Origin of the sequence: Fodinicola feengrottensis, from assembly GCF_039530045.1 — a bacterium.
Taxonomy (GTDB): Bacteria; Actinomycetota; Actinomycetes; order Mycobacteriales; family HKI-0501; genus Fodinicola; species Fodinicola feengrottensis.
Map to the genome: position 1 here is coordinate 46,801 of NZ_BAAANY010000037.1, position 24,799 is coordinate 71,599.

The 24,799-nt window shown below is 66.6% G+C and carries 19 protein-coding genes; 13 read left to right on the forward strand and 6 right to left on the reverse strand.

What is annotated here, in order from left to right; all coding sequences use genetic code 11:
• The first annotated feature begins 226 nt into the window (after nt 1-226).
• From ABD301_RS35270 to ABD301_RS35295, 6 genes are all read left to right on the forward strand, one after another.
• Nucleotides 227-1,504 carry an ABC transporter substrate-binding protein gene (locus ABD301_RS35270; RefSeq protein WP_344314510.1) on the forward strand — a complete coding sequence of 426 codons (1,278 nt, stop codon included), beginning with the start codon at nt 227-229 and terminating at the stop codon, nt 1,502-1,504.
• Nucleotides 1,501-2,469, forward strand: coding sequence for a carbohydrate ABC transporter permease (locus tag ABD301_RS35275; RefSeq protein WP_279583075.1), 969 nt, complete (start codon nt 1,501-1,503; stop codon nt 2,467-2,469). The genes ABD301_RS35270 and ABD301_RS35275 overlap by 4 nt, the downstream gene beginning before the upstream one ends.
• On the forward strand, nt 2,469-3,353 hold the full coding sequence (locus tag ABD301_RS35280; RefSeq protein WP_344314511.1) for a carbohydrate ABC transporter permease: 885 nt from the start codon (nt 2,469-2,471) through the stop codon (nt 3,351-3,353). Before ABD301_RS35275 ends, ABD301_RS35280 begins: the two co-directional genes overlap by 1 nt.
• A 43-nt stretch (nt 3,354-3,396) precedes the next feature.
• Nucleotides 3,397-4,602: an aldose epimerase family protein gene (locus ABD301_RS35285; protein WP_344314512.1), complete on the forward strand. Its 1,206-nt coding sequence runs from the start codon at nt 3,397-3,399 to the stop codon at nt 4,600-4,602.
• A 22-nt stretch (nt 4,603-4,624) separates the two neighbouring features.
• Nucleotides 4,625-7,741 (forward strand): AfsR/SARP family transcriptional regulator, encoded by a 3,117-nt coding sequence (locus ABD301_RS35290; protein WP_344314513.1) that lies wholly within the window; start codon nt 4,625-4,627, stop codon nt 7,739-7,741.
• An 80-nt stretch (nt 7,742-7,821) separates the two neighbouring features.
• A complete protein-coding gene (locus ABD301_RS35295; protein WP_344314514.1) occupies nt 7,822-9,036 on the forward strand; it encodes a cytochrome P450 in 1,215 nt (404 codons plus the stop codon).
• Between the two features lie 169 nt (nt 9,037-9,205).
• Here the strand turns inward: ABD301_RS35295 and ABD301_RS35300 are convergent, their stop codons facing one another.
• A complete protein-coding gene (locus ABD301_RS35300) occupies nt 9,206-9,694 on the reverse strand; it encodes a YybH family protein (protein ID WP_344314516.1) in 489 nt (162 codons plus the stop codon).
• 70 nt (nt 9,695-9,764) lie between these two features.
• On the opposite strand from ABD301_RS35300, the gene ABD301_RS35305 reads away from it, so the two are divergent.
• From ABD301_RS35305 to rny, 4 genes are all read left to right on the forward strand, one after another.
• The gene (locus tag ABD301_RS35305; RefSeq protein WP_344314517.1) at nt 9,765-9,959 is read left to right on the forward strand and encodes a DUF3046 domain-containing protein; all 195 of its coding nucleotides are present in this window, start codon (nt 9,765-9,767) and stop codon (nt 9,957-9,959) included.
• A 162-nt stretch (nt 9,960-10,121) separates the two neighbouring features.
• Entirely contained in the window at nt 10,122-12,251 is a 2,130-nt protein-coding gene (gene recA / locus ABD301_RS35310) for an intein-containing recombinase RecA (RefSeq protein ID WP_344314519.1), read from the forward strand.
• A 144-nt stretch (nt 12,252-12,395) separates the two neighbouring features.
• Nucleotides 12,396-13,289 (forward strand): regulatory protein RecX, encoded by an 894-nt coding sequence (locus ABD301_RS35315; protein WP_344314520.1) that lies wholly within the window; start codon nt 12,396-12,398, stop codon nt 13,287-13,289.
• A 442-nt stretch (nt 13,290-13,731) separates the two neighbouring features.
• On the forward strand, nt 13,732-15,486 hold the full coding sequence (gene rny / locus ABD301_RS35320) for a ribonuclease Y (protein ID WP_344314521.1): 1,755 nt from the start codon (nt 13,732-13,734) through the stop codon (nt 15,484-15,486).
• Between the two features lie 175 nt (nt 15,487-15,661).
• Here the strand turns inward: rny and ABD301_RS35325 are convergent, their stop codons facing one another.
• The 4 genes from ABD301_RS35325 to ABD301_RS35340 form a co-directional block, all read right to left on the reverse strand.
• Entirely contained in the window at nt 15,662-16,573 is a 912-nt protein-coding gene (locus ABD301_RS35325) for an amino acid ABC transporter permease (RefSeq protein WP_344314522.1), read from the reverse strand.
• Nucleotides 16,570-17,232 (reverse strand): amino acid ABC transporter permease, encoded by a 663-nt coding sequence (locus ABD301_RS35330; RefSeq protein WP_344314523.1) that lies wholly within the window; start codon nt 17,230-17,232, stop codon nt 16,570-16,572. The genes ABD301_RS35325 and ABD301_RS35330 overlap by 4 nt, the downstream gene beginning before the upstream one ends.
• Nucleotides 17,233-17,313: 81 nt before the next feature.
• Nucleotides 17,314-18,210: a glutamate ABC transporter substrate-binding protein gene (locus ABD301_RS35335; RefSeq protein WP_163573338.1), complete on the reverse strand. Its 897-nt coding sequence runs from the start codon at nt 18,208-18,210 to the stop codon at nt 17,314-17,316.
• A gap of 25 nt (nt 18,211-18,235) precedes the next feature.
• The gene (locus ABD301_RS35340; RefSeq protein ID WP_425552011.1) at nt 18,236-19,027 is read right to left on the reverse strand and encodes an amino acid ABC transporter ATP-binding protein; all 792 of its coding nucleotides are present in this window, start codon (nt 19,025-19,027) and stop codon (nt 18,236-18,238) included.
• A gap of 194 nt (nt 19,028-19,221) precedes the next feature.
• Here ABD301_RS35340 and miaB point away from each other — a divergent pair, with 194 nt between their 5' ends.
• Nucleotides 19,222-20,688 carry a tRNA (N6-isopentenyl adenosine(37)-C2)-methylthiotransferase MiaB gene (gene miaB, locus ABD301_RS35345; RefSeq protein WP_344314524.1) on the forward strand — a complete coding sequence of 489 codons (1,467 nt, stop codon included), beginning with the start codon at nt 19,222-19,224 and terminating at the stop codon, nt 20,686-20,688.
• A 24-nt stretch (nt 20,689-20,712) separates the two neighbouring features.
• Here miaB and ABD301_RS35350 read toward each other — a convergent pair whose 3' ends face one another.
• A complete protein-coding gene (locus tag ABD301_RS35350; RefSeq protein ID WP_344314525.1) occupies nt 20,713-21,933 on the reverse strand; it encodes a DUF349 domain-containing protein in 1,221 nt (406 codons plus the stop codon).
• Between the two features lie 237 nt (nt 21,934-22,170).
• Here ABD301_RS35350 and miaA point away from each other — a divergent pair, with 237 nt between their 5' ends.
• Both miaA and ABD301_RS35360 read left to right on the forward strand, forming a co-directional pair.
• Complete coding sequence (gene miaA / locus ABD301_RS35355) at nt 22,171-23,079, forward strand: tRNA (adenosine(37)-N6)-dimethylallyltransferase MiaA (protein ID WP_344314526.1); 909 nt, start codon at nt 22,171-22,173, stop codon at nt 23,077-23,079.
• Nucleotides 23,080-23,188: 109 nt separating this feature from the next.
• Nucleotides 23,189-24,799 (forward strand): ABC transporter substrate-binding protein, encoded by a 1,611-nt coding sequence (locus ABD301_RS35360; RefSeq protein WP_344314527.1) that lies wholly within the window; start codon nt 23,189-23,191, stop codon nt 24,797-24,799.

A 24,799-nucleotide genomic window follows, 5' to 3' on the forward strand; every position in this document is an offset into this window, starting at 1 on the left:
GATGCCGATCTCAGTACGTGTTCCGGTGGCGAGGCGGTGAGGGTGCGGCGATCGGCGAGTGAAGAGTCCTGCCGCTCTCGCACGCGCCGGCGAAGACGCCGACATCCGTGGGCCGTCGCGCCCACCCCCGGATAGCATCCGACAGCCAACTTCACCGACGCCGGCTCGCTGCCAGCTGGCTTCCCGTACGCCAAGCCCCTGCATCACCCACGGAGGTCATCGCAAAATGTCAGACTCAACGCCGCTGGGCGGCTTCAGTCGCCGGTCCTTCCTGCGGGCCGTCGGCGGGATGGCCGTCGCCGGCGCGGCCGGCGCCTCGATGGCCGCCTGCGGTTCGAACTCGGGCCGCGCGAGCAGTGGCGCCGGCAGCCTCCAGCAGTGGTATCACCAGTACGGTGAAAAGGGCACGCAGCAGGCCGCGCTGAAGTTCGCCAAGGCGTACAAGGACGCGGCCGTCACCGTGCAGTGGGTTCCGGGCGACTATGGGAGCAAGCTCGCCAGTGGCCTGCTTTCCAGCAGTGCGCCCGATGTTTTCGAGGACCAGCTCAACATCGAGCTGATCAAGACTGGTCAGCTCGCGCCGCTGGACGATATTTTCGCCTCGGTCAAGGATGATTTCACTGACGCGGATGTCAAGCTCAACACGTACGAAGGCAAGATCTACGGCATCAAGATGATTGATGACCCGCAGTTCCTTTACTACCGCAAGAGCATGTTCCAAAAGGCCGGCGTGCAGCCGCCGACCACCTTCGACGAGCTGATCGCGGGCGCGAAGAAACTCACCAACAGCAAGACCAAGGGTGTCTATTTCGGCAGCCAGAACTTCGTGGTCGATCACATCGCGCCGTATCTCGCCGCGGCGGGGACCTCAGTCGTTTCGGCGGACCACAAGTCGAATCTGCTCACCCCGGAGGTCATTGCCGCCTTCACCAAGCTGCGGGAGCTCTACACCAGCGGCTCCGTGCTGCAGAGCGCGCCGACCGAGTGGACCGACCCGAGCGCGTTCATCCAGGAACTGGTCGCCATTCAATGGTGCGGCCTGTGGGCCCTGCCGCAGATCAAGCAGGCCTTTGGCGACGACTTCGGGGTGATGGCCATCCCGTCCATCGGCGCCCAGGGCAAGCAGGTCGTCTACAACGGCGGTTGGTCGACTTTCGTCAACGCCAAGGGTAAAAACGTTGACGCGGCGAAGAAGTTCGTGAAGTGGCTGTGGATCGACCAGACCCAATACCAGGAGGAGTGGTCGCTGGACTACGGCTTCCACATCCCGCCGCGCAAGAGTGTGGCGACGAAGGCGACCAAGCTTCAGACGGGTCAGGCCGCCGACGCGGTGAAGCTGGCCGGCCAGTTCGGCATCGTCGATGACATCGCCTTCACCCCGAAAATGGCCACCGCGGTGTCCGACGCCGGCAACAAGATCCTGCGGTCCGGCGCCGACCCCAAGGCCGCCCTCGGAACTGCCGACGGGATCGTCCAGTCGGAGCTGAAGAGGCTCTTCGGGTGAGTGAAACGCAGACCTCGACAGTCGCGCCAGCGGCCCGGTCTGCCGCTCGGAAGGCGCCGGTGCGCCGCAAGAACCGGCAGGTGCGCGGGCGTACGGGCGCGTTCTGGCTGTTCGTCGGACCGTTCCTGGTGGGCCTCGCGATCTTCATTTACGTGCCGATCGTGTGGAGCCTGGTCCTGAGCTTCTTCCGGGCCCAGAACACCGTCGTGCCGGATGTCTTCGTGGGCATCAAGAACTATGTCGACATGCTCACGGACAGCGCTTTCCTGTCCAGCCTGGGGACTTTCACGCTGTTCGCGATTTTCATCGTGCCCACCACGTATTTGCTGGCGCTCGGGCTCGCGGTGCTGATCAACCGGGCCCGGTTCGCGCGTACGTTCTTCCGGTCCGTCATCTTCATTCCGGCGGCCTGTTCGTACGTGGTCGGCTCGCTGGTCTGGAAGCTGTCGATTTTCAACGGGGTTCGGTTCGGGTTGGCGAACACGCTGATCGCCACCTTCGGCGCCGACCCGATTCCGTGGTTGTCCGCGACCGGTGGCTTTCCCTGGTATTGGCCGGTGATCGTGACCGCCCGGCTGTGGCTGCAGGTCGGTTTCTACATGATCCTGCTGCTGGCCGGTCTGCAGCAGATCCCGAGCAACCTCTACGAGGCCGCTTACGTCGATGGAGCCAAGCCGGGCTGGCAGACCTTCGTCAACGTGACATTGCCGGGGTTGCGTACGGCCACCGTCGCTGTGCTGATCTTGAACCTTATCAACGCATACCAGGCATTTGACGAGTTCTACAACCTGCTCGGCAATGTGCCGTACGCGCGACCGCCACTGGTTTATCTCTATTACACGGCGCTGGGGGCCAGCCAGGACTACGGGCACGGCAGCGCCGGCGCGCTGATCCTGGCCGTCCTGATCGCGGTGGTCACCATTTTCCAGGCGCGTGTCCTTGGATTCGGAAGGGCGTCGGACTAATGGCCTTTTCTCTGCTGGCGCCCAAACCGGTCGGCGCGGTCGGCCAGAGCGGCAGTGTCCGGGGCGTGCTGGGCACGGTGCTGCGTTACACCGTGCTGGTGATCGCGGCCGTGCTTTTCCTGCTGCCGTACTATTTGATCCTGCGCAACGGGCTGTCTTCCGAGCACGACATCACGTCGCCCAACTGGACGTTCTTCCCGTCCAGCCTGCACTGGGAAAACCTGGGAGAGCTGTTCTCCGACCCGTCGGTGCCGATGGGGCACGCGCTGCTCAACTCCGGGCTGATCGCGGTCGTACAGACCGCTGGGCAGTTGCTGCTCGGCTCGATGGCCGGTTACGGCCTGGCCCGGATTCCGTACAAGCACGCGAACAAAGTCTTCTATTCTGTGCTGGTCACCCTGATGATTCCCAGCGCGGTCACGTTCGTGCCCAGTTTCGTGCTGGTGTCGTCGCTCGGGTGGGTGTCGGACCTGCGTGGCCTGATCATCCCGGGGCTGTTCTCCGGGTTCGTGGCTTTCCTGTTCCGCCAGTTTTTCCTGAATTTCCCGGTGGAGTTGGAGGACGCGGCCCGAGTGGACGGGCTGAGCTACTGGGGGACGTTCTGGCGGATCGTGTTCCCGAACTCGCTGCAGTTCTACGCGGCGATCGCGGTCATCACGTTTATCGCCGCCTGGAACTCCTTCCTGTGGCCGCTGGTGATCGGCCAGGACCCATCTTCGTGGACGGTGCAGGTGGCGCTTTCCAGCTTCATCACCGCCCAGACCATCAACCTGCACGAGGTGTTCCTCGGCGCGGCCGTCTCTATTCTGCCGCTCGTGCTGGTTTTCCTTTTCCTGCAGCGCTATCTCGTCGAGGGCGTGGCCCAGACGGGCATCAAGGGCTGACCCCGGCGGGGCCGGCCACCAATCTTCAGATGGGAAGACGTCCATGACTGACGTGTCGCGTCGTGCCGTGATGCTGGGAGCCGGTGCCCTCGGAGTGGGAGGAGTGGCAGCCATGATGGGGTCGACACCGGCCGCCGCGGCGACCGCCATCCCGTCGTCGTCCGCGCTGCCAACGGGCGGAAAGCTGTCGATCAGCTCCGAGCCTTTTGGCAGCACTACCGACGGGGTGGCGGTCGAGCGCTACACCTTTGGCTCCGCGCATGGTGTCCAGGTGCAGATGCTCACGTACGGCGCGACCCTGCAGACGATCACTTTCGGGGATCGGCACGGCCACCGACAGAGCATCCTGCTCGGCCTGCCCACGCTCGCCAACTACATCGCCGAAAGCCCGTACTTCGGCGCCACCATTGGTCGTTACGGCAACCGGATCGCCAAGGGCAAGTTCAGCATCGACGGCAAGTCGTACCAGATTCCCATCAACAATGGCGAAAACGCGTTGCACGGTGGCCCGATCGGGTTCGACAAGAAGGTCTGGAAAGCCACCGTCATCAAGGAAACCTCCCGGGTCGGCGTGAGTTTTCACTACGTCAGCGTCGATGGCGAGATGGGTTTCCCCGGAAACCTGGACACCACGGTCGAATACACGCTGAACTCGGCCAACGAGCTGACCATCGGGTACCACGCGACGACCGACAAGCCGACGATCGTCAACCTCACCAACCACGCGTATTTCAACCTCGCGGGCGAGGGCTCGGGCACCGTCGAAGGCCAGATCCTGGAGGTGAACGCCAACGCTTTCACCCCGGTCGACGTCAACCTGATCCCCACCGGCGACCTGCCCACGGTCGGCGGCACGCCTTTCGACTTCCGGCAGGCCAAGCCGATCGGCAAGGACGTACGCGTCGGCCACCCGCAGATCCTGATCGGCCCCGGCTACGACCACAACTGGGTGCTCAACGGCTACCACGGCGGAAAAACCTCCCGTCAGGTCGTTCGCGCGTACGACCCGGCATCCGGGCGGTGGCTGACCTGCACCACCGATCAGCCGGGCGTGCAGATCTACTCCGGCAATTTCCTCAATGGCGCGTTCACCGGTCTCACCGGACGGACCTACCGCCAGGGTGACGCGTTCACGCTGGAAACGCAGCACTACCCGGACTCGCCCAACCAGCCCTCGTTCCCCAGCACCGTGCTGCGGCCCGGGCAGGTTTACGCGACGAAGACGACGTACGGATTCGGCGTGGCCTAGGACACGGCCTAAAGTTTCACGGGTGCACATCGGGATGCTGGGGCCGTTCGAGGTTCGTACTGGCGACGGCGTCTTCGCCGACGTGCCGGGCGCCCGGTTGCGCGGGCTGTTGGTCGCCCTCGCGCTGGAGCCCGGTCACGTCGTCCCCAAGGCGAGGCTGGTCGACTGGATTTGGGGCGAGCACCCGCCCGCCGATGCGGCGAATGCCTTGCAACGCCTGGTTTCCCGGCTGCGCAAGGCACTGCCGGACGCGGTGATAGAGGGACAGTCGAATGGCTACCGGTTGACCGTGGAACCCGACGCCGTCGATGCCGTACGGTTCGAACGCCTCGTCGGCCAGGCGCGCGAGGACCAGGATCCACGGCGGCTGCGCGAGGCTCTCGCGTTGTGGCGCGGGGCGGCTATGCAGGACATCGGCCTGCTGGAAAGCGCACCTTTCGACGCGGCGGTCACCCGGCTCGACAGGCTCCGCCTGACCGCCATCGAGGACCGGTTCGACGCGGAGATCGGCCTTGGTCAAGGTGTCGAGCTGGTCGCCGAGCTCATCGACCTGGTGGCCGCGCATCCGGCCCGGGAACGCCTGGTTGGCGCTTTGATGCGGGCCCTCGCCGCCGCTGGTCGCGACAATGAGGCGCTGGAGATTTACCAGCGTACGAGGGAAAGCCTGGCCGACACGCTGGGTGTCGACCCGTCACCGGAGCTTTCCGAACTGCATGTCGCGTTGCTGCGCGGTGAGCTGGCACGGCCAGCGCAAACCTGGAAAACCAACCTGCGCGCCGAGCTGACCAGTTTCGTCGGCAAAGACGCTGACATCCGGGCGGTCCGCGACCTCGTCGCCGACCACCGGCTCACCACTTTGATCGGGCCGGGCGGCTCCGGAAAGACCAGGCTGGCCACCGAAACCGCGCGTACCCGGCTGGGCGACTCACCCGATGGGGCCTGGCTGGTCGAGCTCGCGGCCATCGGTGCCGGCGGAGACGTGGCCCAGGCGACGCTCGACGCGCTCAAGCTGCGCGAGGCGCTGCTGGGCGATCCGTCCGACGCGGAGCCGATCGAACGGGTCATCGCCGCGCTCCACGAGCGGGCGTTGGTGCTGGTCCTGGACAACTGCGAGCATGTGATCGAATCCGCGGCGGCTTTCGCCCATCGAGTGCTCGGAGAGTGCCCAAGGCTGCGGATCCTCGCGACGAGCCGAGAACCCCTCGGCATTACCGGCGAGGCATTGTGGCCGGTCGCGCCCTTGGTCGTACCAGCGCAGGACGCCGACCCCACGCAGATCGCGGCCGCGCCGGCCGTACGACTGCTGCTGGACCGGGCCAGTGCCATCCGCAACGATCTCGCTACCGACGAGGAAACGTTGTCGACCTTGGCGCGTGTTTGCCGGGCGCTGGACGGGATGCCGCTGGCCATCGAGTTGGCCGCGGCCAGGTTGCGCACCATGTCCCTCGACCAGCTCGCGCACCGCCTCGCCGACCGGTTTCGACTGCTGACCGGCGGCAGCCGTACGGCGCTGCCGCGGCATCGGACCCTGCGCGCGATGGTCGACTGGAGTTGGGAGCTGCTCACCGACGCGGAGCGGGTCGTCCTGCGCCGGCTCGCGGTGTTCTCCGGTGGCGCGAGCCTGGAGGCGGCCGAGCGGGTCTGCGCTGGAGCGGGGGAGGTGCTTGAGCTGCTCACCGCGTTGACCGAGAAATCGCTGGTGGTCACCGCGGGCGAGGGCGCTCCGCGGTATCGCTTGCTGGGCACCATCAAGGAATACGCGAGCCAGCGGTTGACCGAGGCCGGTGAGTCGGACTCGGCGCGGCGCGCTCACCTCGGGTATTGCACTGAGCTCGCGGAAACCGCTGAGCCGCACCTGCGCCGCGCCGAGCAGCTGGAATGGCTCGCCGCCCTGGAGGTCGAGCACGACAACATCGCCGCCGCGGTACGGGCCGCGGTCGCGGCCGGCGACGGAGCCGGCGCGATGCGGCTCGTCGCCGCCGCTGGCTGGTACTGGTGGCTGGCTGGCCACAAGGCGGAGGGCAACGAGCTGCTGCTGGCCGCCACCAGCACGCCCGGCGAGGTCGGCGACGAGATTCGGGCCATCGCGTACGGACTGGTCGCGGCGGTCCTGACCTCGGGTCGGGCGGACGAACGGCGGGCGGCGGAGTGGATTGGCAAGGTGCACGAGATCAGTCATCGGGTGCGGGTCGATCACCCGGTCGTACGGCTGGTCGCGGCGCTGCAATACACGCTGCAGGGGCCCGATGCGTACCTGACCACGTGGGAATCGCTGCTGGACGACCAGGACGCCTGGGTGCGCGCCCTGGCTCGGCTGCAACTGGGCAGGATGCGGATCCTGCTGGGTCAGGACGTTCAGAACGCGGAGCCGTATCTGGAGTTGGCCCTGACCGAGTTCCGGACGCTGGGCGAGCGGTGGGGAATGGCGTTCGCCCTGACGGAACTGGCGAATCGCATCGCCATGCGGGGCGAGTTCGGCGGCGCGTGCGAGCTTTACGAGCAGGCGATCGCGGTCGTCACCGAGGTCGGCGCCATCGAGGATGTGGTGCCGATGCGATCGCGGCAGGCCCAGTTGTATTGGTTGTCCGGCGATGAGGAGTCCAGCGCGGCCGCGATGGCCGAGGCGCAACGGTATGCCGTCCGGGTCGCCTGGCCGAACGCGCTGGCTGAGCTGGCCATCGCGAAAGCGGAGCTGGCTCATTGGCGCGGCGACGCCGAGCAGGCGTACCGGCAGCTCGGCGTCGCGACCGAAATGCTGGGTGACGCCGTCGCACGGGAATCCTTCCACGCGATGACACATGACCTTCTCGGCTATCTGGCCGAGGATCTGGCCGAGGCCCGCGAACACCGAGCCTCCGCGTTCCAGTCGGCGACCGAGGGGCGCAGTCCTGCCCTGATCGCCCAGGTCGTCATCGGGATCGCGGATCTGGCGTTGCGTGATCAGCAGTACGAACAGGCCGCGCGGCTGCTGGCGGCGAGCACCGGAGTACGTGGACTGCCGGACCGTTCCCAGCCGGACGCGGCCCGCATCGAGCGGGCCGCGCGGGATCGACTCGGTGACACCCGGTTCGCCGAGGCGACCTTGGAAGGCGCACAGGCCACCTTGAGTGAACTGGTCAAGGTCACGCTCGCTTCTTGACCGTGGAGCGGTGTCAGGGCCGTGTCAGACGCGTGTCTGGGCTGCCGGCGAGGGTGGTGGCGACCCGAAAGGAACCTCACATGAGTCAGACAGTCGCCATCCCGCACGGCCTTCCGGTGGACCGCGACGCCGGCCCTTTCAACCCGCCCCGCGCGATCACCCGGCTGCGCGACGCTCGCCCGGTCAGTCCCATCGTGATGCCCGACGGGCACCAGGGCTGGCTCGTGACCGGCTATGACGCCGTACGCCAGCTGATGGCCGACACCCGGTTCAGCTCCCGGCTGGACCTCGACCTCATCCACGTACCGTTCGAGACCCCTGGCATGCCCGTCGCCACCGAACCGTCCCCGCCGATGCCGGGCCTGTTCATCGCGATGGACCCGCCGGACCACGGCCGGCTGCGGAAGCGGCTGATCAGCGCGTTCACCGTCAAACGCATGAAGCAGCTCGAAGAGCACATCGGCGAGATCGCCGAGCGGCAACTGGATCACCTGGCACAGCTGACTCCGCCAGTCGACCTGGTCAAGGAGTTCGCGCTGCCGGTGCCGTCGCTGGTGATCTGCGAACTGCTCGGCGTCCCGTACGACGACCGGGAGACCTTCCAGGCCAACTCCGCCCAGTTCCTGGTCAAGGACCAGACGCTCGAGGAGAAGATGGGCGCCCTCGTCGCACTGAACACCTTTCTCGCCGGCCTGGTCATGGCCAAGCGCGCCGAGCCCGTCGACGACATCCTGTCCGACCTCGCCAGCCAGCACGACCTCACCATTGAGGAGCTGACCGGCGTCGCCTTCCTGCTGCTGCTCGCCGGCCACGAGACCACCGCGAACATGCTGGCGCTGGGCACCTTCGCGCTGCTGGAAAACCCCGAGCAGCTGGCCGAACTGCGCGCCCATTCGGAGCTGCTGCCCGATGCGACTGAGGAATTGCTGCGCTACCTGTCGATCGGCGACATCTTTTACCGGTACGCCACCGAAGACATCGAACTCGGCGGTGAAACGATCGGCAAGGGATCAACGGTCGTCGTTTCGCTGCTGGCCGCGAACCACGACCCGAAACGTTTCGACAACCCCGACACCCTGGACATCCACCGCAAGGCCCGCGGTCACCTGTCGTTTGGTCACGGCGTACACCAATGCCTCGGTCAACAACTGGCCCGCATCGAAATGCGCGCCGGTTTCGAAGGGCTGCTGCGTCGCTTCCCGACTATGCGGCTCGCCGTCTCGGCCAGTGAGGTGAAACTCAAGACTGACATGAATATCTACGGAGTTCACGCCCTGCTGGTCACCTGGGTCTGATTTTCAGGATAGTACGACAATTTCCCACTTCGGTCTGGATGGGGAGTTGGATGCGCCTGGATGTGCGGAAAGGGCTGCGGAGGGGTGCGGTTTTGACTGTGGGTGACTTGGTACGGAGCAGGGTATGTCCGATGGTAACTTCGCCGTATCGTTACGTTCGGGGCTGGTCTCATTTGCCTACGGCGTGTTGGTATGCCTCTAAAGCAACCGGGTCGTCAATACTCCCGTGGTGGTGGAACTGTGTCCATTTTCCCGACTCGTAAAGAAAATATCGGGTCGTACGAATGGATAGCGGGGTGGCTGTGCCGTCAATGACGTACTCGCCGGTTTCTCGGCCGGCGAAGACGGCGTGGTCGGTGCCGGCGTATTCGACGATGTCGCCGAATTCGACGGTTAGTCGTACTGGGCCGGTGAAGATGTGGGAGTAGAGGTTGGTGATCGCGTCGCCGCCGCGCAGGATTCCGCCGAGTGGGTTGTTGAGCTGGGCCAGTGGATGTGTGGTCCAGACCTCCCTTAATGCATCGATGTCGCGCTGGTTGAGGGCGTAGTAGAAGGACTCGAGAGCGGCCCGGGCTCCGGGGATGCCTGGAGTGGTGGCCGCGGCGAGGCGATTGATGGCATGGCGGCCGTAGCGGGCGGGGGAGTGGGAGACTGTCATGGTCGTACATACTAGTAGGTACAGTGACGCGCTGGCCAGGTTGTCGGGGGACAGGGCCTAAGCTCTCCGCGTGCGATTGAGTGAGTTCTGGGAGCGGATGGAGCTGCAGTTCGGCGCCGGGTACGCCACGTCGGTGGCGGCTGACCAGGTGATCCCGCAGCTCGGCGGGCGGACGATCCAGCAGGCGTTGGCGGACGGCGAGGACACCAAGTGGGTGTGGCGGGCGGTTTGTCAGGCCTTCGACATCCCGGCCAAGATGCGCTGAATCTGAACCGGCGTGTCGGCGTACACCGTCGAACAGGTGTTCGGTACGCTTTCCACAGGTCGAGTTTCTGTCCACAGTTCGGCGAGGTCGACCCGAAAATGTCCGACCGTGGCCGTACGGTCGGGACGAACCAGCACCGACGACCAACAGGTGGGGCACCTCATGGCAGCAGATCGCGACAAGTCCCTCGACTTGGCCCTCGCGCAGATCGACAAGCAGTTCGGCAAAGGCTCGGTCATGCGGCTCGGCGAGAAAGGCCACGTGCCGATCTCGGTGATCCCGACCGGCTCGATCGCGCTGGACGTGGCGCTGGGCATCGGCGGCCTGCCGCGTGGTCGGGTGGTGGAGATCTACGGCCCGGAGTCCAGCGGTAAGACGACCGTCGCACTGCACGCGGTGGCGAACGCGCAGGCAGCTGGCGGCATCGCGGCCTTCATCGACGCCGAGCACGCGCTCGACCCGGACTACGCCAAGGTGCTCGGGGTGGACACCGACGCGCTGCTGGTCTCCCAGCCGGACACCGGTGAGCAGGCCCTGGAGATCGCCGACATGCTGGTCCGCTCCGGCGCGCTGGACATCCTGGTGATCGACTCGGTGGCCGCGCTGGTGCCGCGAGCCGAGATCGAGGGCGAGATGGGCGACAGCCACGTCGGCCTGCAGGCTCGGCTGATGAGCCAGGCGCTGCGCAAGATGACCGGTGCGCTGAGCAACACGGGCACCACCGCGATTTTCATCAACCAGTTGCGCGAGAAGATCGGCGTCATGTTCGGTTGTCTTTCCTACGGCACCCGAATCAGCCTCGCGGACGGCACACAGGAAAAGATCGGAAAGATCGTCAACCAGAAGATGCCGGTCGAGGTCCTGTCGTACGACCCCGAGACCGACAAGGTCGTGCCGAAGAAGATCGTCAACTGGTTCGACAACGGAGTCGCTGACAAGTTCCTCCAGATCACCGTTGCCCGCCCCGGTGGAAATGGGCGCGCTCAGATGGGGCTGACCGAGAATCACCTGGTGCGGACTCCAGGTGGATGGCGTGAGGCGGGTGAACTCATCCCCGGTGACCGGGTGATGCTCGCCCAGAACCACCGCCTCAGCTCTCAGCAGTGGGATGTGGTGCTGGGCGGCCTGATGGGGGACGCGGCGCTGTCTCCCAGCCGTATCCCGGGCAGCCTTGGCACTCGGTTCCGGATGGGCCATGGCGCGCAGCAAGTGGAGTATTTGGACTGGAAGGCGTCGCTGTTCGGCAACATCGACCAGACGCGTACGACGAATGCCAAGAACGCAGGCTTCGTTGACCTGACGCCGTTGCCCGAGCTTGCCGAGCTGCGGCAGGCGGTCTATCTCGGCGACGGTCACAAGCATCTGTCCTGGGAATATCTGAAAGCGCTCACTCCGCTGTCCCTGGCCATTTGGTATGCCGACGACGGCTCGTTCGCCAACCGCTCCAAGGGATTGCAGGTGCGAACGCAGGAGGGCAGCGGTCGCTCGGAGATCTGTGTCGAGGCGATGAGCCCCGGCTCCCGGGAACGGCTGGTCGAGCACCTCGCCGGTGCGTTCGATCTCCATCCGAAGCTTGCGCTGCGCGGTGCCCGTCAAATGGCGGTTCTCACGTTCGCCAAGGAAGAAACGGCAAAGCTGCACGAGCTGATCGCGCCGTATGTCCACCCGTCGATGCAGCACAAGCTGCTGGAGCGGTTCCGTGGTCAGTTCGCGGTCGAGCCTGAATTTATTGAGCCTCGGGTGTTGCCAGTGCCCGCTCCGGTGCTGGACGTGAAGATCAAGCCGCCCACGAGGTCGATGCACCGCTTCGACATCGAGGTTGAGGGGTCGCACAACTATCTGGCCGATGGTGTGATCGTGCACAACTCCCCGGAGACGACCACCGGTGGCCGGGCGCTGAAGTTCTACGCGTCTGTGCGGCTGGACGTGCGGCGGATCGAGACGCTGAAGGACTCCGGCGACGCGGTCGCCAACCGGACCCGGGTCAAGGTCGTGAAGAACAAGGTGGCTCCGCCGTTCAAGCAGGCCGAGTTCGACATCCTGTTCGGGCACGGCATCAGCCGCGAAGGCTCGCTCATCGATGTGGGTGTGGAGCAGGGGCTGGTCCGCAAGTCCGGCGCCTGGTACACCTACGAGGGCGATCAGCTCGGCCAGGGCAAGGAGAACGTCCGCAAGTTCCTGATGGACAACCCGGACCTCGCCGACGAGATCGAGAAGCGGATCAAGGAGAAGCTCGGGGTGGGTGCGGTGGTCGACGTGGACGCGACAGTGCCGGCACCGGTCGACTTCTAGGCCCGGTGCGACCGCCAGATGTCCACCGAAAGAATTCCTGCTCCGGGGCGCTCGGGTCACTCAACCGGTGAACCCCCTCCAGGTCCCTCTGAGGACGGCCCGAGTGACCCGGAGCAGGTAGCACGCCTGATCTGCCTGCAACTGATGACGGAAGGACGCCGGTCTCATCCCGAGCTGGCCGAGGCGCTGCGCGAGCGCGGTGTCGCGGCGCCGGCCGCGGCCGCGGTGCTCCGACACTTCACCAGCGCAGGCCTCGTGACCGGCGGCCATGCGGACAGTGTCGACAGCGCAACCAAGTCCGACCCGCGGCCGGTTGGCAGCGCGTACGAGCTCCCGCCCGGCACCGCCCGACCGACGGGCCGCAAGATCCGCCAACCGGGTGCTCCGGCCGAGCCACTCCGATCGATCGGCGCCGCGCCGATCGACGATGACGACGAGGCTGACCAGCCCAAACGCCGTGGTAAGAAGGCTGACCGCAGGAAACGGTCCGAGCTGGACAAACCAGTCGACGAGACCCCCGAGGACGCCGAGCAGCGAGCCCGGTCGATCTGCCTCGGGCTGCTCGCAAGCCGCGCGCGTACGCGAGGCGAGCTGGCCGAGGCGATGCGCCAGCGAGAGGTGCCCGAGTCGACCGCCACCGCCGTGCTGGCCAGGTTCGCCGAGGTCGGACTGATCGACGACGCGTCTTTCGCGCAGGAGTGGGTGGAGTCCAGGCGGCGCGGTCGTGGGTTGGCCCGCCGGGCGATCGCGATGGAGCTGCGCCGCAAAGGCCTCGCCGCCGAGGTGGTTGAGCAGGCGCTGGAGACCGTTGACTCGAGTGACGAGATGGCCTCGGCGGCCGAGTTGGTGCGTAAGCGGCTGCGGAGCATGCGCGCCCTGGCGCCCGAGGTAGCCGCTCGCCGGCTGCTGGGCATGCTGGCTCGTAAGGGGTATCCGGCGGGCCTGGCGTCCGCGGTCATACGGGACGAGCTCGCCGCTGTAAGGACCGCAGACCTGGACCTGACTGACGTGACTTTTGGCGCAATGGAAGAGACTTAAGGTTCCGTTAAGCTTCGTTCCGGTAAGGGTGACCTGGCCGAACCGGCAAGATGTGCTCGGATGGCCCGTAGTCTCGACTGGTTTGTCCAGGTTCCAGGGACACGCGGTCGCGCCCAGCTTGACCCTGTGTGGTGGCCGCCATAGCCTCGAAACTACCGAATGAGGAGCCCGCATACCTGCGGGTAACGGACTGCACGACCACATAACGCACGACAACGATGTCTCGACGAACCGGGTCCTGATGCCCGTCTATCCAGCCATCCATACGATGGTTGTTTGTTCGCCGACCCCTTTCCGGTCGGGTGGTTCCACGGCGGCAAGCCGTCGTGGATATCGTTTCCCGCGGCCGTGCGCACGCACGGCGGCGGCTCCTCTGGCGGGAGCGTGCGCCGTTGCGCGCTCCGACGGTCGCCTTGTGGCGGCGTAGCAGGAGGAGAAGGCGATGGGCTTTAGCCAGCTGGTACTAACTCTCGTCGTCGTGTTCATCGCCGTCGTGGCCGGCGGCATTACGGTCCTGTTCTTCGCCAGGAGGTTCGGCTTTGGCGGCGCCGCCCAGCGCGGCCACGCCGACCCCGCGGCGAGCGCCGTCCCGGCGCGGTCCGCCGCCAGCGCGACTGCCGAGCAAGCCGACCGGGAACTTGCGGTCACATCGGTTCCAACGGTCGAGACCGCGGAATCGGTTCCGGATCCGGAGGCCGAGGCGGCCGCCCGGCCCGCGGTGGAACGGTTGCTTTCCGACGCTCGTACGGAGGCGGCCGCCATCACCGAGGACGCCAAACGCAAGGCCCGGGACGAGTTGGCCGACGCCCGCGAAGAGGCCCGCCGGACCATCCAGCGCGAACTGGGGGAGCGGACCGACTCGATCCGCCGGCTGCAGACCGAGCTGGAGCGCCGGGAATCCCGGGCTACCGATCGCGAGCAGCGGCTGGACACCCAGGCCAACCGGATGGAGCAGCGCGGTCACGAGCTGGCCGAGACCGAGGCGGCGGCCGCGGTCCGGGAGACCGACCTGGCCAGCCGCGAGCTGGCCGCCGACGAGGCCGAGGCGGCGCGTACGGCCGAGCTGGAGCGGGTCGCCGGACTGACCGTCGAGGACGCGAAGGCCGAGCTGATCAAGCACATCGAGACGCAGGCCAAGCGGGATGCCGCCCTGCTCGTGCGGGACATCGAGGCGGAGGCGCGCACCAACGGCGAGCAGCGAGCCCGCAGCATCGTGGTCGACTCGATCCAGCGGGTCGCGAGCGAGCAGACCGCCGAAAGCGTGGTCGCTGTGCTGCACCTGCCCGGCGACGAGATGAAGGGCCGGATCATCGGCCGCGAAGGCCGCAACATCCGGGCGTACGAGTCGGTCACCGGCGTCAACCTGATCATCGACGACACCCCCGAAGCGGTGCTGTTGTCGTGCTTCGATCCGGTACGCCGGGAGATTGGCCGGATCACCCTGGAGAAGCTGGTGCTGGACGGTCGGATCCACCCGCACCGGATCGAAGAGGTGTACGAGCAGTCCAAGGCCGAGGTCGAGCAGCTCTGCCAGCGCGCTGGCGAGGACGCGCTCGTGGACGTCGGCATCACCGACGTACACCCCGAGCTGGTCACCCTGCTGGGTCGGCTGCGCTATCGCACCAGTTACGGCCAGAACGTGCTGAAACACCTGGTCGAGACCGCGCACATCGCCGCGCACATGGCCGCCGAGATCGGCGTCGACCCGATGAACGTCAAGCGCGGCGCGTTCCTGCACGACATCGGCAAGGCGCTCACCCACGAGGTCGAAGGCAGCCACGCCCTGATCGGCGCCGACCTGGCCCGCAAGTTCGGCGAGCACGAAGATGTCGTACACGCCATCGAGGCGCACCACAACGAGGTGCACCCGCACAGCATCGAAGCTGTCCTGACCCAGGCCGCCGACTCGTGCTCGGGCGGCCGGCCGGGCGCGCGGCGGGAGAGCCTGGAGGCGTACGTGAAGCGCCTCGAGCGGATCGAGGAAATGGCCGCCGAGAAGGACGGCGTCGAGAAGGTCTTCGCGATGCAGGCCGGCCGTGAGGTTCGGGTGATGGTTTCCCCGGACGCGATCGATGACATCGCTGCCGGCATGCTCGCTCGCGATCTCGCGAAGCAGATCGAAGAGGAGCTGACCTATCCGGGGCAGATCCGGGTCACCGTCGTACGCGAATCCCGCGCCAGCGAGATAGCTCGCTAAAACGTAACGAGCCGCTTACCAATCGTTGGCGTCGGGGAAATATTCCGTTTGAGCTGGGGCGGTGATGGGGCTGGTCGCCGGGCCGGCGGGCTTCGTTACCGGTGGCATTATCGGCACCACCGGCAAAAGGGCCCGCACTCGAGGTCGAGTGCAGGCCCTTTTGCCGTACGAGCGACTACAAACCGCCGATCGGTGGGGCGCCACCACCCATCGCGCCGCCACCTTGGGCGGCGGCGCCGGCCGCGTCCGCCGCGTCCACGGCACCGGGAGCGACCTTGACCGAGCGCCTGGTCCGGGCCTCCAGGCGGTTCGCCAGGAAAGCCAGCAGCAGGCAGGTCGCGATGTAGATGCTGCCGCCGACCAGCGTCAGCGGGATCAGCGGGAAAGCGAAATCAGGTGCCGTCGCCAGCTGTTTCAGCTGCTTCAGCAATTCGTCGTACGTCACGAGGAAACCGAGTGCGGTGTCCTTCAGCAGCACGACCAGCTGACTGATGATCGTGGGCAACATGGTCCGTACGGCCTGGGGGAGCAGCACGGTGGTCATCACCTGGGTCTTGCGCATTCCGATCGCGTACGCGGCTTCGGCCTGTCCCTTGGGCACCGCCTCCACGCCGGCCCGGAAGATCTCGGCCAGCACTGAGCCGTTGTAGAGCGTCAGGCCCAGGACCACCGACCAGAACGGACTGAACGTCAGCCCAATGCCGGGTGCCGCGTAATAGGCCAGGAACATCAACAGCAGCAACGGAATCGCGCGGAACAGTTCCACCACCGCGAAGGCGGGCCCGCGCAGCCACCGGTGGTCCGACAGTCGGGCGGCGGCCAGCAACGCGCCGAGCGTCACGGCCAGCACGGCCGCCATCGCGGCCGCGGCGAGGGTGTTCAGGTAGCCACTGAGAATGGTCAGCTGCACTTGCTGGTATTCGAAAATCGACCATTTCTGACCGTCGAACTGGCCGGTGACCCAGAAGCGGTAGACGACGAACGCGAACACCGCGACCAGGACCACCGAGCCGACGATGCCGCCGGTCAGGTAGCGGGCCTGGGCTTTTGGCCCTGGGGCGTCGAAAAGAACCGAGGCCGTGCTCATGCCACCCTCCAGCGTCGCTCGAACCAGCGCTGCAGCGCCGAAAGTGGCAGGACCAGGATGAGGAATCCGATGACCACCCAGATCAGCACCGGGAAGGCCGCATAGCCGAGTTCGGAGAGGTTGGCCCGGATGGTGCCTGCCTCGGCCACGCTGAACCCGGCCGCGATCGTGGTGTTTTTGAGCAGGGCGATCAAAAGACTGGACACCGGCGGGACGACCGCACGGAACGCCTGCGGCAGCAACACCAGGTTGAGGGTCTGGAAAAACGTCAGGCCGACCGCGCGGGCCGCTTCGGCCTGGCCGGGCGGCACCGAGTTGAGGCCGGCTCGTACGGCCTCACAAATGAACGCCGATGTGTACGCCGTGAGAGCGATCAGCGCGAAGGCGAAGAACGAGAAGTGGATGTCCAGGTACGGGAATCCGAACGTCACAAAGAAGAACACCAGGGTCAGTGGGGTGTTGCGGAGCAGGTTCACATATCCGGTGCCAAATGCCCGCAGCACCGGGACCGGTGAGACCCGCATGCCGGCCAGCGCGGTGCCCCACAAAAGCGAGGCGACGCCGGAGATGAGGAAAAGCAGGACGGTGACGCCAAAGGACTGCAGATAAAGCGGCCAGTGGTCCGTCACCGGGGAGAACAGGTTTACCAGAGCGTGCATACCGCCGCCTACGTTTTCGAAGCCGGAAGAGACCGCTGGCGCCGGCGGTCACCGTGGACCGCGGGCGCCAGCGGGAATGCGTTAGTAACGCTCAAGCGCGGGCGGCTCCGAAGTCGAGCCGGACTTGCCGAGCGTGCCGTCGTAGATCTTCTTCCAGGTGCCGTCCTGCTCCAGGCCGTTCAGGATGTCGTTGATCTTGCCGCGCAGCGCCGAGTCGTTCAGCGCGAGGCCGACGCCATATTCCTCCTTGGAGAACGGCTTGCCGACGACCTGCAACTTGGTCGGCTGCTGCGCCGCATAACCCTTCAGGATCGAGTCGTCGGTCGTGACCGCGTCGACCTGGTTGTTCAGCAACGCGTCCACACACTGCGAATACTTCTCGAACTCGACTGTTTCGGCGCCGTACTTGGCCTTGTCGGCCTTGAGGGTCTGAATCGAGGTCGAGCCGGTGGCCGAACACACCTTCTTGCCCTTGATGGTCTCCGGGCCGGTGATCGAGGTGTCGCCCTTGCGGACCAGCAGGTCCTGGCCGGAGATGTAGTACGGCCCGGCGAACGACACCTGCGTTTTGCGCTTGTCGGTGATCGAGTACGTCCCGACGTAGTAGTCGACCTGGCCGTTGGCGATCGCCTGCTCGCGGCTCTGGGACGAGACCGCCTGATACTGGATCTTGTCCGGGCCGTACCCGAGCTTCGCGGCGATCGCGTTCGCGATGTAGATGTCGAAACCGGAGTACTTGCCTGTCGTCGGGTCCTTGTATCCGAGGTTCGGCTGGTCTTCCTTGACGCCGATGATGACCTTGCCGCGCTTGGTCATGTTGGTGAAGGTGGTCGAGCCGGCGACGGTCACGCCGGTGGCGACCGGCACGGTCACGGCCGACCCGGTCGGGCCGGAGGTCGGGCTGCCCGTCTTGCCGCAGGCCGCGGTGAGCGCGAGCGCTCCGACCATGCCGACGACCAGAAGCTTCCGTAGCTTCATCGTCTTCCTTTCGATATGAAATCAGTTAGTGGGTGAGGATTTTGGAGAGGAAGTCCCTGGCCCGGTCGGACTGGGGGTTGGTGAAGAACTCGTCCGGATCGTTCTGCTCGACGATCTGCCCGTCGGCCATGAAAACGACTCGGTTGGCGGCCCGCCGGGCGAAGCCCATCTCGTGCGTGACCACCACCATGGTCATCCCGTCCTTGGCCAGCGAGGTCATCACTTCCAGCACCTCGTTGACCATTTCCGGGTCCAGTGCACTGGTCGGCTCGTCGAACAGCATGATCTTCGGGCGCATGGCGAGTGCCCGGGCGATCGCCACTCGCTGCTGCTGGCCACCGGACAGCTGCGCCGGATACTTGTCGGCCTGGTTGGCCACCCCTACCCGGGTGAGCAGCTCCATCGCCTGCTGGTGTGCCGTGGCTTTCTGGGCCTTGCGCACCTTAATGGGGCCTAACATGACATTCTCGACCACGGTTTTGTGGGCGAAAAGGTTGAATTGCTGGAAAACCATCCCGACCTCGCTGCGCAGCCGGGCAAGTTCCCTGCCTTCGGTCGGCAGCGGCACGCCGTCGATCGTGATGGAACCGGACTCGATCGTTTCCAGCCGGTTGATCGCCCGGCAGAGCGTCGACTTGCCGGATCCGGACGGGCCGATCACGACCACCACTTCGCCCCGGTTGATCCGCATGTCGATGCCGCGCAGGACATGCAGTTCACCGAAATGCTTGTTCACGTCGGCAAGGACGACCAGCGGTTCACCGGCTTGGGGATCCGGTGACCTGTCCTTGACCAGGGCATTCGGAGACTGACCCATCAGCGGCTCCTTTGGAGGTCTGTTCGGCTGGTGTCGCAGCACTCTAGCGGTGGTGTACGACGTGGGATCAACGCGGCCGCTAGCTGTCGTCTAGTTTTCTTTACTCAAGCATTCTGTCTGACAACGGCTGGCGGCGTCCGCGAAACGCCCGGACCGCTGGGCCGAGCGGACATCCGCGTACGCTGGTTAGCGCTATGACAATCTCGCTAACCCCCGATGCGGCCGGGCGTACTTACGCAGTCCGGACATTCGGCTGCCAGATGAATGTTCACGACTCCGAGCGGATATCCGGCTTGCTGGAGCAAGCCGGATATGTCCGCGCCAGCGGGGATGATCCGGACGACGCGGACGTCGTTGTTTTCAACACCTGCGCGGTGCGCGAAAACGCGGACAACAAGCTCTACGGCAATCTCGGGATGCTCCGGCCGGCCAAGCGCGGCCGGCCCGGCATGCAGATCGCGGTCGGCGGCTGCCTGGCGCAGAAGGACCGCGGCGAGATCGTCCGCAAGGCGCCGTGGGTGGACGTGGTCTTCGGTACGCACAACATGCACTCGCTGCCCGTCCTGCTGGAGCGTGCGCGGCACAACGCCGAGGCGCAGGTGGAGATCCTGGAGTCGCTGGAGGTCTTTCCCTCCAGCCTGCCGTCCCGCCGCGAGTCGACCTACGCCGGCTGGGTGTCGGTTTCGGTCGGGTGCAACAACACCTGCACCTTCTGCATTGTGCCGTCGCTGCGGGGCAAGGAGAAGGACCGCCGGCCGGGCGACATCCTCGCCGAAGTGCAGGCGCTGGTCGCCGACGGCGTGCTGGAGGTGACGCTGCTCGGTCAGAACGTGAACTCGTACGGCGCTGAATTCGGCGACCGGGAAGCTTTCGGCAAGCTGCTGCGGGCCTGCGGCGACATCGAGGGGTTGGAGCGGGTCCGCTTCACCTCGCCGCACCCACGCGACTTCACCGACGACGTGATCGTCGCGATGGCCGAGACGCCCAACGTGTGCCCGTCGCTGCACATGCCCATGCAGTCGGGCTCGGACGACGTGCTGCGCCGAATGCGTCGCTCGTACCGGTCCTCGCGTTACCTGTCGATCCTGCGGCGGGTGCGAGAGGAGATCCCGCACGCGGCGATCACCACCGACATCATCGTCGGTTTTCCGGGCGAGACCGACGACGACTTCCAGGCGACGCTGGATGTCGTCGAGCAGTCGCGGTTCAGCAGCGCCTTCACCTTCCAGTACTCGCCGCGGCCCGGTACGCCCGCCGCGTCGATGGACGACCAGATCCCGAAGGCCGTCGTACAGGCGCGATATGTCCGGCTGCAGGCGTTGCAGGACGAGATCTCGCTGGCCGCCAACCGCGCGCTGGTGGGCGAGACGGTCGAGGTGCTGGTCGCCACCGGCGAAGGCCGCAAGGATGCTCGTACGCACCGGCTCTCCGGCCGCGCCCGGGACGGTCGGCTGGTGCATTTCGCCGGCGACGCTTCGGTGATCCGCCCTGGTGACGTCGTGACCACTGAGGTCACTTATGGCGCGCCGCACCACCTGGTCGCCGACGGCACTCTGCTTTCCCACCGCCGTACGCGCGCCGGCGACATCGCCGCGGCCGGTGCCGCGCCACGTACGCCCGGCGTGCTCCTCGGCATGCCGAAAATCCCCACCCGAGGGTGACGTTTCGCGTCACCCTCGCGCGGATTATTGCGGCTGCTCGGCGAGCTGCAGGAAGCGGCGCTTGCTGTCCAGGGCCTGCTCGGCGTCCTTGACACGGCGTTTGTCGCCGGCCGCACGGGCCCGCTCCAGGCGCTGTTCGGCCTCGGCGACCTGGTTGCGCATCTGAGTCAGCAGCGGGTTGGCGTCCGCGCTGCCACGCCGCCATTCGCTGTCGGCGGCGTCGCGGATGTCCTCCTCGACGGCCCGCAGGCGTGACTCCAGGTCACCCATCGAGTCGCGGGGGACCCGGCCGACGGACTCCCAGCGGGACTGGATGTCCCGCATCTTGGCCTGCGCCGTTCGTACGTCCGTGTCGATGGGCAGGTTCTCGGCCTCGGCGAGCAGTTCCTCCTTGGCCTTCTGGTTGTTGCGCTGTTCGGCGTCCCGCTCGCTGAAGACCTCGTTGCGGCGGGCGAAGAAGGCGTCCTGGGCGGCCCGGAAACGGGTCCAGAGAGTGTCCTCGGCCTCGCGCGGCGCGCGGCCGGTGCCCTTCCAGTCGCCCATCAGCTGCTTCAGTCGGGTCGCGGCCGGACCCCACTCGCTGGAGGTGGCCAGCTCCTCAGCCTCGGCGACCAGCTTCTCCTTGGCCGTCTGCGACTCCCGACGGGCCGCGTCCAGGCTGGCGAAATGGCTGCCGCGGCGGCGGCCGAAGGCGTCCCGGGCGGCGGCGTAGCGCTTCCACAGGTCGCCGTCGGACTTGCGGTCGGCGCCGCGGATCGCCTTCCACTCGTCCAGGATCGCGCGCAGCCGGTCACCGGCCGTCTTCCACTGGGTGGACTCGGCGGCGATCAGCTCGGCCTCGGCGACCAGCGCGGTCTTGGCCACCACGGCGGCCTCGCGCTGGGCGGCCCGCTCGGCTTTGGCCTTCTCGGCGCCCTCGGCGACCTTGCCGGACAGCACCTCCAGGCGGGCGGCGAGCTTGTCAAGATCGCCGACCGCCGCCGCCGTCGGCAGGCTGTCGGTCAACCGTTTCACGCTGCCGGCGACGTGTGAGGCGTCCGTACTGCCCGATGCCAACCGATTCTCGATCAGCACGACCTCGGTCACCAGATCGTCGTATCTGCGGCTGAAGTGAGCTAAACCCTCCTCCGCCGACCCGGCCTGCCAGGACCCGACAGTCCGTTCACCCGCTGCCGTTCGGACGTAGACCGTGCCGTCGGCGTCGATGCGCCCGAACTGGCTCTGCGGCGTCTCGCCGTCGACCATGACCACCCTCGTTTCCCGGCCCTTCACCAGCGTCGCGCTGCGGGGCCCCATCGCGCGTGCAGTCGCATTGTCGCGTATTCGACCCGCTCCCCGCCGGCAATTCACCGCTTACTCTATTCAAGGCACGAATGCCCGCGGCCGCTGGTCACCTGGTGTGACGCCGGCGACCGCTAAGGTCTTCTTCCGTGCCCGTTGCCGATCGCCCGAAGTCTCTTTCCGTGGTCGCGGGGTTGCGCAATGTGCGAGGTTTCGGTGGCTGACGTGCTCGCGATCGTCGGCCCGACCGCGACCGGCAAGACGGCGCTGGGCGTCCGGCTCGCCCAGCGACTCGGCGGCGAGGTGATCAACGCCGACTCGATGCAGCTCTACCGCGGCATGGACATCGGTACGGCCAAGCCCACGCTGGCCGAGCGCGGCGGGATCCCGCACCACCTGCTCGACCTCTGGGAGGTGGCGGAGACCGCCAGCGTCGCGCTCTACCGGCGGTACGCGCGCGAGGTGATCGACGAGCTGCTGGCCGCCGGGCGGGTGCCGATCCTGGTGGGCGGCTCCGGCCTCTACCTGCGGGCCGTCCTGGAGGCCTTCGACTTCCCTGGCACCGACCCGGACGTACGCGCCCGGCTGGAGGCCGAGCTCGAGGTCGTCGGCGCGGCCGAGATGCATGCCCGGCTGGGCGCTGCCGACCCAGCCGCCGCCGCGGTCATCCTGCCCAGCAACGGGCGGCGGATCGTCCGCGCGCTGGAGGTGATGGAGATCACCGGGCGGCCGTTCGCGGCGAGCTTGCCCGATCGCCAGCCCGTCTACGACGCCCTTCAGATCGGCCTGGATCGTACGCCGGACGACCTCGACGACCGGGTCGACGAGCGGGTGCACCGGATGTTCGCCGCCGGCCTGGTCCGCGAGGTGCGCGAGCTGGAGCGGCGCGGGCTGCGGTCCGGGCTGACGGCGTCCCGGGCCCTTGGGTACGCGCAGGTGCTGCGGATGTTCGACGGCGAGCTGCCCGAGACCGAGGTGGTCGACGTGACCGCGCGGGCCACCCGACGGTTCGTCCGCCGCCAGCGCAGCTGGTTCCGCCGGGACGACCAGATCCAGTGGCTCGACGCCACCCGTCACGACCTGCTGGCCGCCGCGCTCGCCCTCTGCTGATCCCCGGTTTCGTCGGCCTTGTGGACAGACCAGGCTTCTTGTGAAGTGATTTTTGTAAAGCGCTTGACAAGGGCTCGGGCGATGCGGACTATGTGGGGCAGGTCACAAGATGGCGAGCCTTCCGGAGGTCCTCGTGTCGATCGGCGGAGCGCGAGATCGAAGCGTCCTGGCGCTGGTGGTCGCGGCGACCTTGGCGGTGACCGCCGCCTGCGGTGGCGGTGCGGGCCGCGATGGTGCCCCGGCACCGAAGGGCAAGCCAGTGGCCGGGCGGACGTTGACAGTGGCGGTCCCGTCGGCACCGAACAGCCTCAACCCGGCGACCGTCGACAACGCCTTCGTCTCGTACACGATGCTGGCCTACGACCCGCTGATTTATCAGGCGTCCGACGGCTCGCTGAAACCGGCGCTTGCGGCTTCCTGGAAGTACGTCGGCACCGGGAACAAAGACTTCACGCTGGCGCTTCGGCCGGGGGTGACCTTTTCCGATGGCGGCGCATTGACAGCCGCCGGGGTGAAGGCTTCGCTTGACTATGCTCGAAAAGCCGTCGGTGCGCAGGCCCAGTTGCTGGGAGCGGTGCAATCCGTCGACGTCACCGGGCCGCTCAGCCTCTCGATCAAACTGGCTGCTCCGGTGCCGCTGATGCCGCAGATCCTCACACAGTTCTATGGCGTGGGGGAGATCATCAGCCCGAAAGGCCTTGCGGATCCGGCCAAACTCACGGTGTCGACGCCGAGCGCGGGCATTGGCGCGTACGTCTTCGATCCGTCGACGAGCGTCGCCGGAGACCATTACACGTACGTGGCTCGGCGCGGCTATTACGATCCTTCCCGCCAGCACTACCAAAAAATCGTCATGCGGGTAATCGCCAACCCGCAGGCCGCGTTGAACGCGTTGAAAACCAAACAGGTCGACGTGATCACCGGCGCGGACGTGGCGACCGCGGCGCAGGCCAAGGCGGCCGGCATGCAGGTCGCGTCGGTGCCGTTTGTCTGGCAGGGCCTCAATCTCATCGACCGAGGTGGCCAGGTCAGCAAACCACTTGGGGACGTACGGGTGCGGCAGGCGATCAACTACGCGATCGACCGGGCCACCGTTTCCCGGGCAGTGCTGGGGCAGTACGGGGTGCCGACCGTACAGACCGTGGTCCCCGGCGCCGATGGATACTCGCCGGCCGCCGCGAAAAGATACCCGTACGACTTGGCAAAGGCGAAGCAGTTGCTGGCCGCCGCCGGCTATCGGAACGGGTTCACGCTGGCGGTGCTGGTCCTGCAGTTTCCCGGCATGGACACCATGGGGCAGGCAATTGCCGGCCAGCTGGCGAAAGTCGGCATCACCCTCAAGCTGACGACGGTGACCGACGCGCAGTCGTACGTCACCGACTCCACCAACCATCGCTATCCGACCGTGCTGGTGGGTTACGGTGCCGGCCCGATGTACTTGATGGGACAGGGACTTTTCCTGCCGGCGGCCGCGGTTTTCAACGGCTTCAAGACGTCCTCCGCGCCGCTGATCGCGCTTTACGGCCAGGCAGCTGCCGCCGAGCCGGCCGCGCGCGCCGGACTTGACCAGCAGATGCAGGAATATCTCGTCGAGAACGCCTGGTTCGCGCCGGTGGCCTTCACTCCGGTCCTGTATTTCGGCCGTGCCGACCTGGGTGGGTTGACTGTCAGCCCCGCGGTGCCGGTGGCGTCGCCGCTGGACTGGTTCGACACCAAATAA

Coding starts and splice junctions, on each gene's coding strand:
- ABD301_RS35270 (WP_344314510.1), top strand. CDS start 227: ATGTCAGACTCAACGCCGCTGGGCGGCTTCAGTCGCCGGTCCTTCCTG.
- ABD301_RS35280 (WP_344314511.1), top strand. CDS start 2,469: ATGGCCTTTTCTCTGCTGGCGCCCAAACCGGTCGGCGCGGTCGGCCAG.
- ABD301_RS35285 (WP_344314512.1), top strand. CDS start 3,397: ATGACTGACGTGTCGCGTCGTGCCGTGATGCTGGGAGCCGGTGCCCTC.
- ABD301_RS35295 (WP_344314514.1), top strand. CDS start 7,822: ATGAGTCAGACAGTCGCCATCCCGCACGGCCTTCCGGTGGACCGCGAC.
- ABD301_RS35300 (WP_344314516.1), bottom strand. CDS start 9,694: ATGACAGTCTCCCACTCCCCCGCCCGCTACGGCCGCCATGCCATCAAT.
- recA (WP_344314519.1), top strand. CDS start 10,122: ATGGCAGCAGATCGCGACAAGTCCCTCGACTTGGCCCTCGCGCAGATC.
- ABD301_RS35315 (WP_344314520.1), top strand. CDS start 12,396: ATGACGGAAGGACGCCGGTCTCATCCCGAGCTGGCCGAGGCGCTGCGC.
- rny (WP_344314521.1), top strand. CDS start 13,732: ATGGGCTTTAGCCAGCTGGTACTAACTCTCGTCGTCGTGTTCATCGCC.
- ABD301_RS35325 (WP_344314522.1), bottom strand. CDS start 16,573: ATGAGCACGGCCTCGGTTCTTTTCGACGCCCCAGGGCCAAAAGCCCAG.
- ABD301_RS35330 (WP_344314523.1), bottom strand. CDS start 17,232: ATGCACGCTCTGGTAAACCTGTTCTCCCCGGTGACGGACCACTGGCCG.
- ABD301_RS35335 (WP_163573338.1), bottom strand. CDS start 18,210: ATGAAGCTACGGAAGCTTCTGGTCGTCGGCATGGTCGGAGCGCTCGCG.
- ABD301_RS35340 (WP_425552011.1), bottom strand. CDS start 19,027: ATGGGTCAGTCTCCGAATGCCCTGGTCAAGGACAGGTCACCGGATCCC.
- miaB (WP_344314524.1), top strand. CDS start 19,222: ATGACAATCTCGCTAACCCCCGATGCGGCCGGGCGTACTTACGCAGTC.
- ABD301_RS35350 (WP_344314525.1), bottom strand. CDS start 21,933: ATGGTCGACGGCGAGACGCCGCAGAGCCAGTTCGGGCGCATCGACGCC.
- miaA (WP_344314526.1), top strand. CDS start 22,171: ATGTGCGAGGTTTCGGTGGCTGACGTGCTCGCGATCGTCGGCCCGACC.
- ABD301_RS35360 (WP_344314527.1), top strand. CDS start 23,189: ATGGCGAGCCTTCCGGAGGTCCTCGTGTCGATCGGCGGAGCGCGAGAT.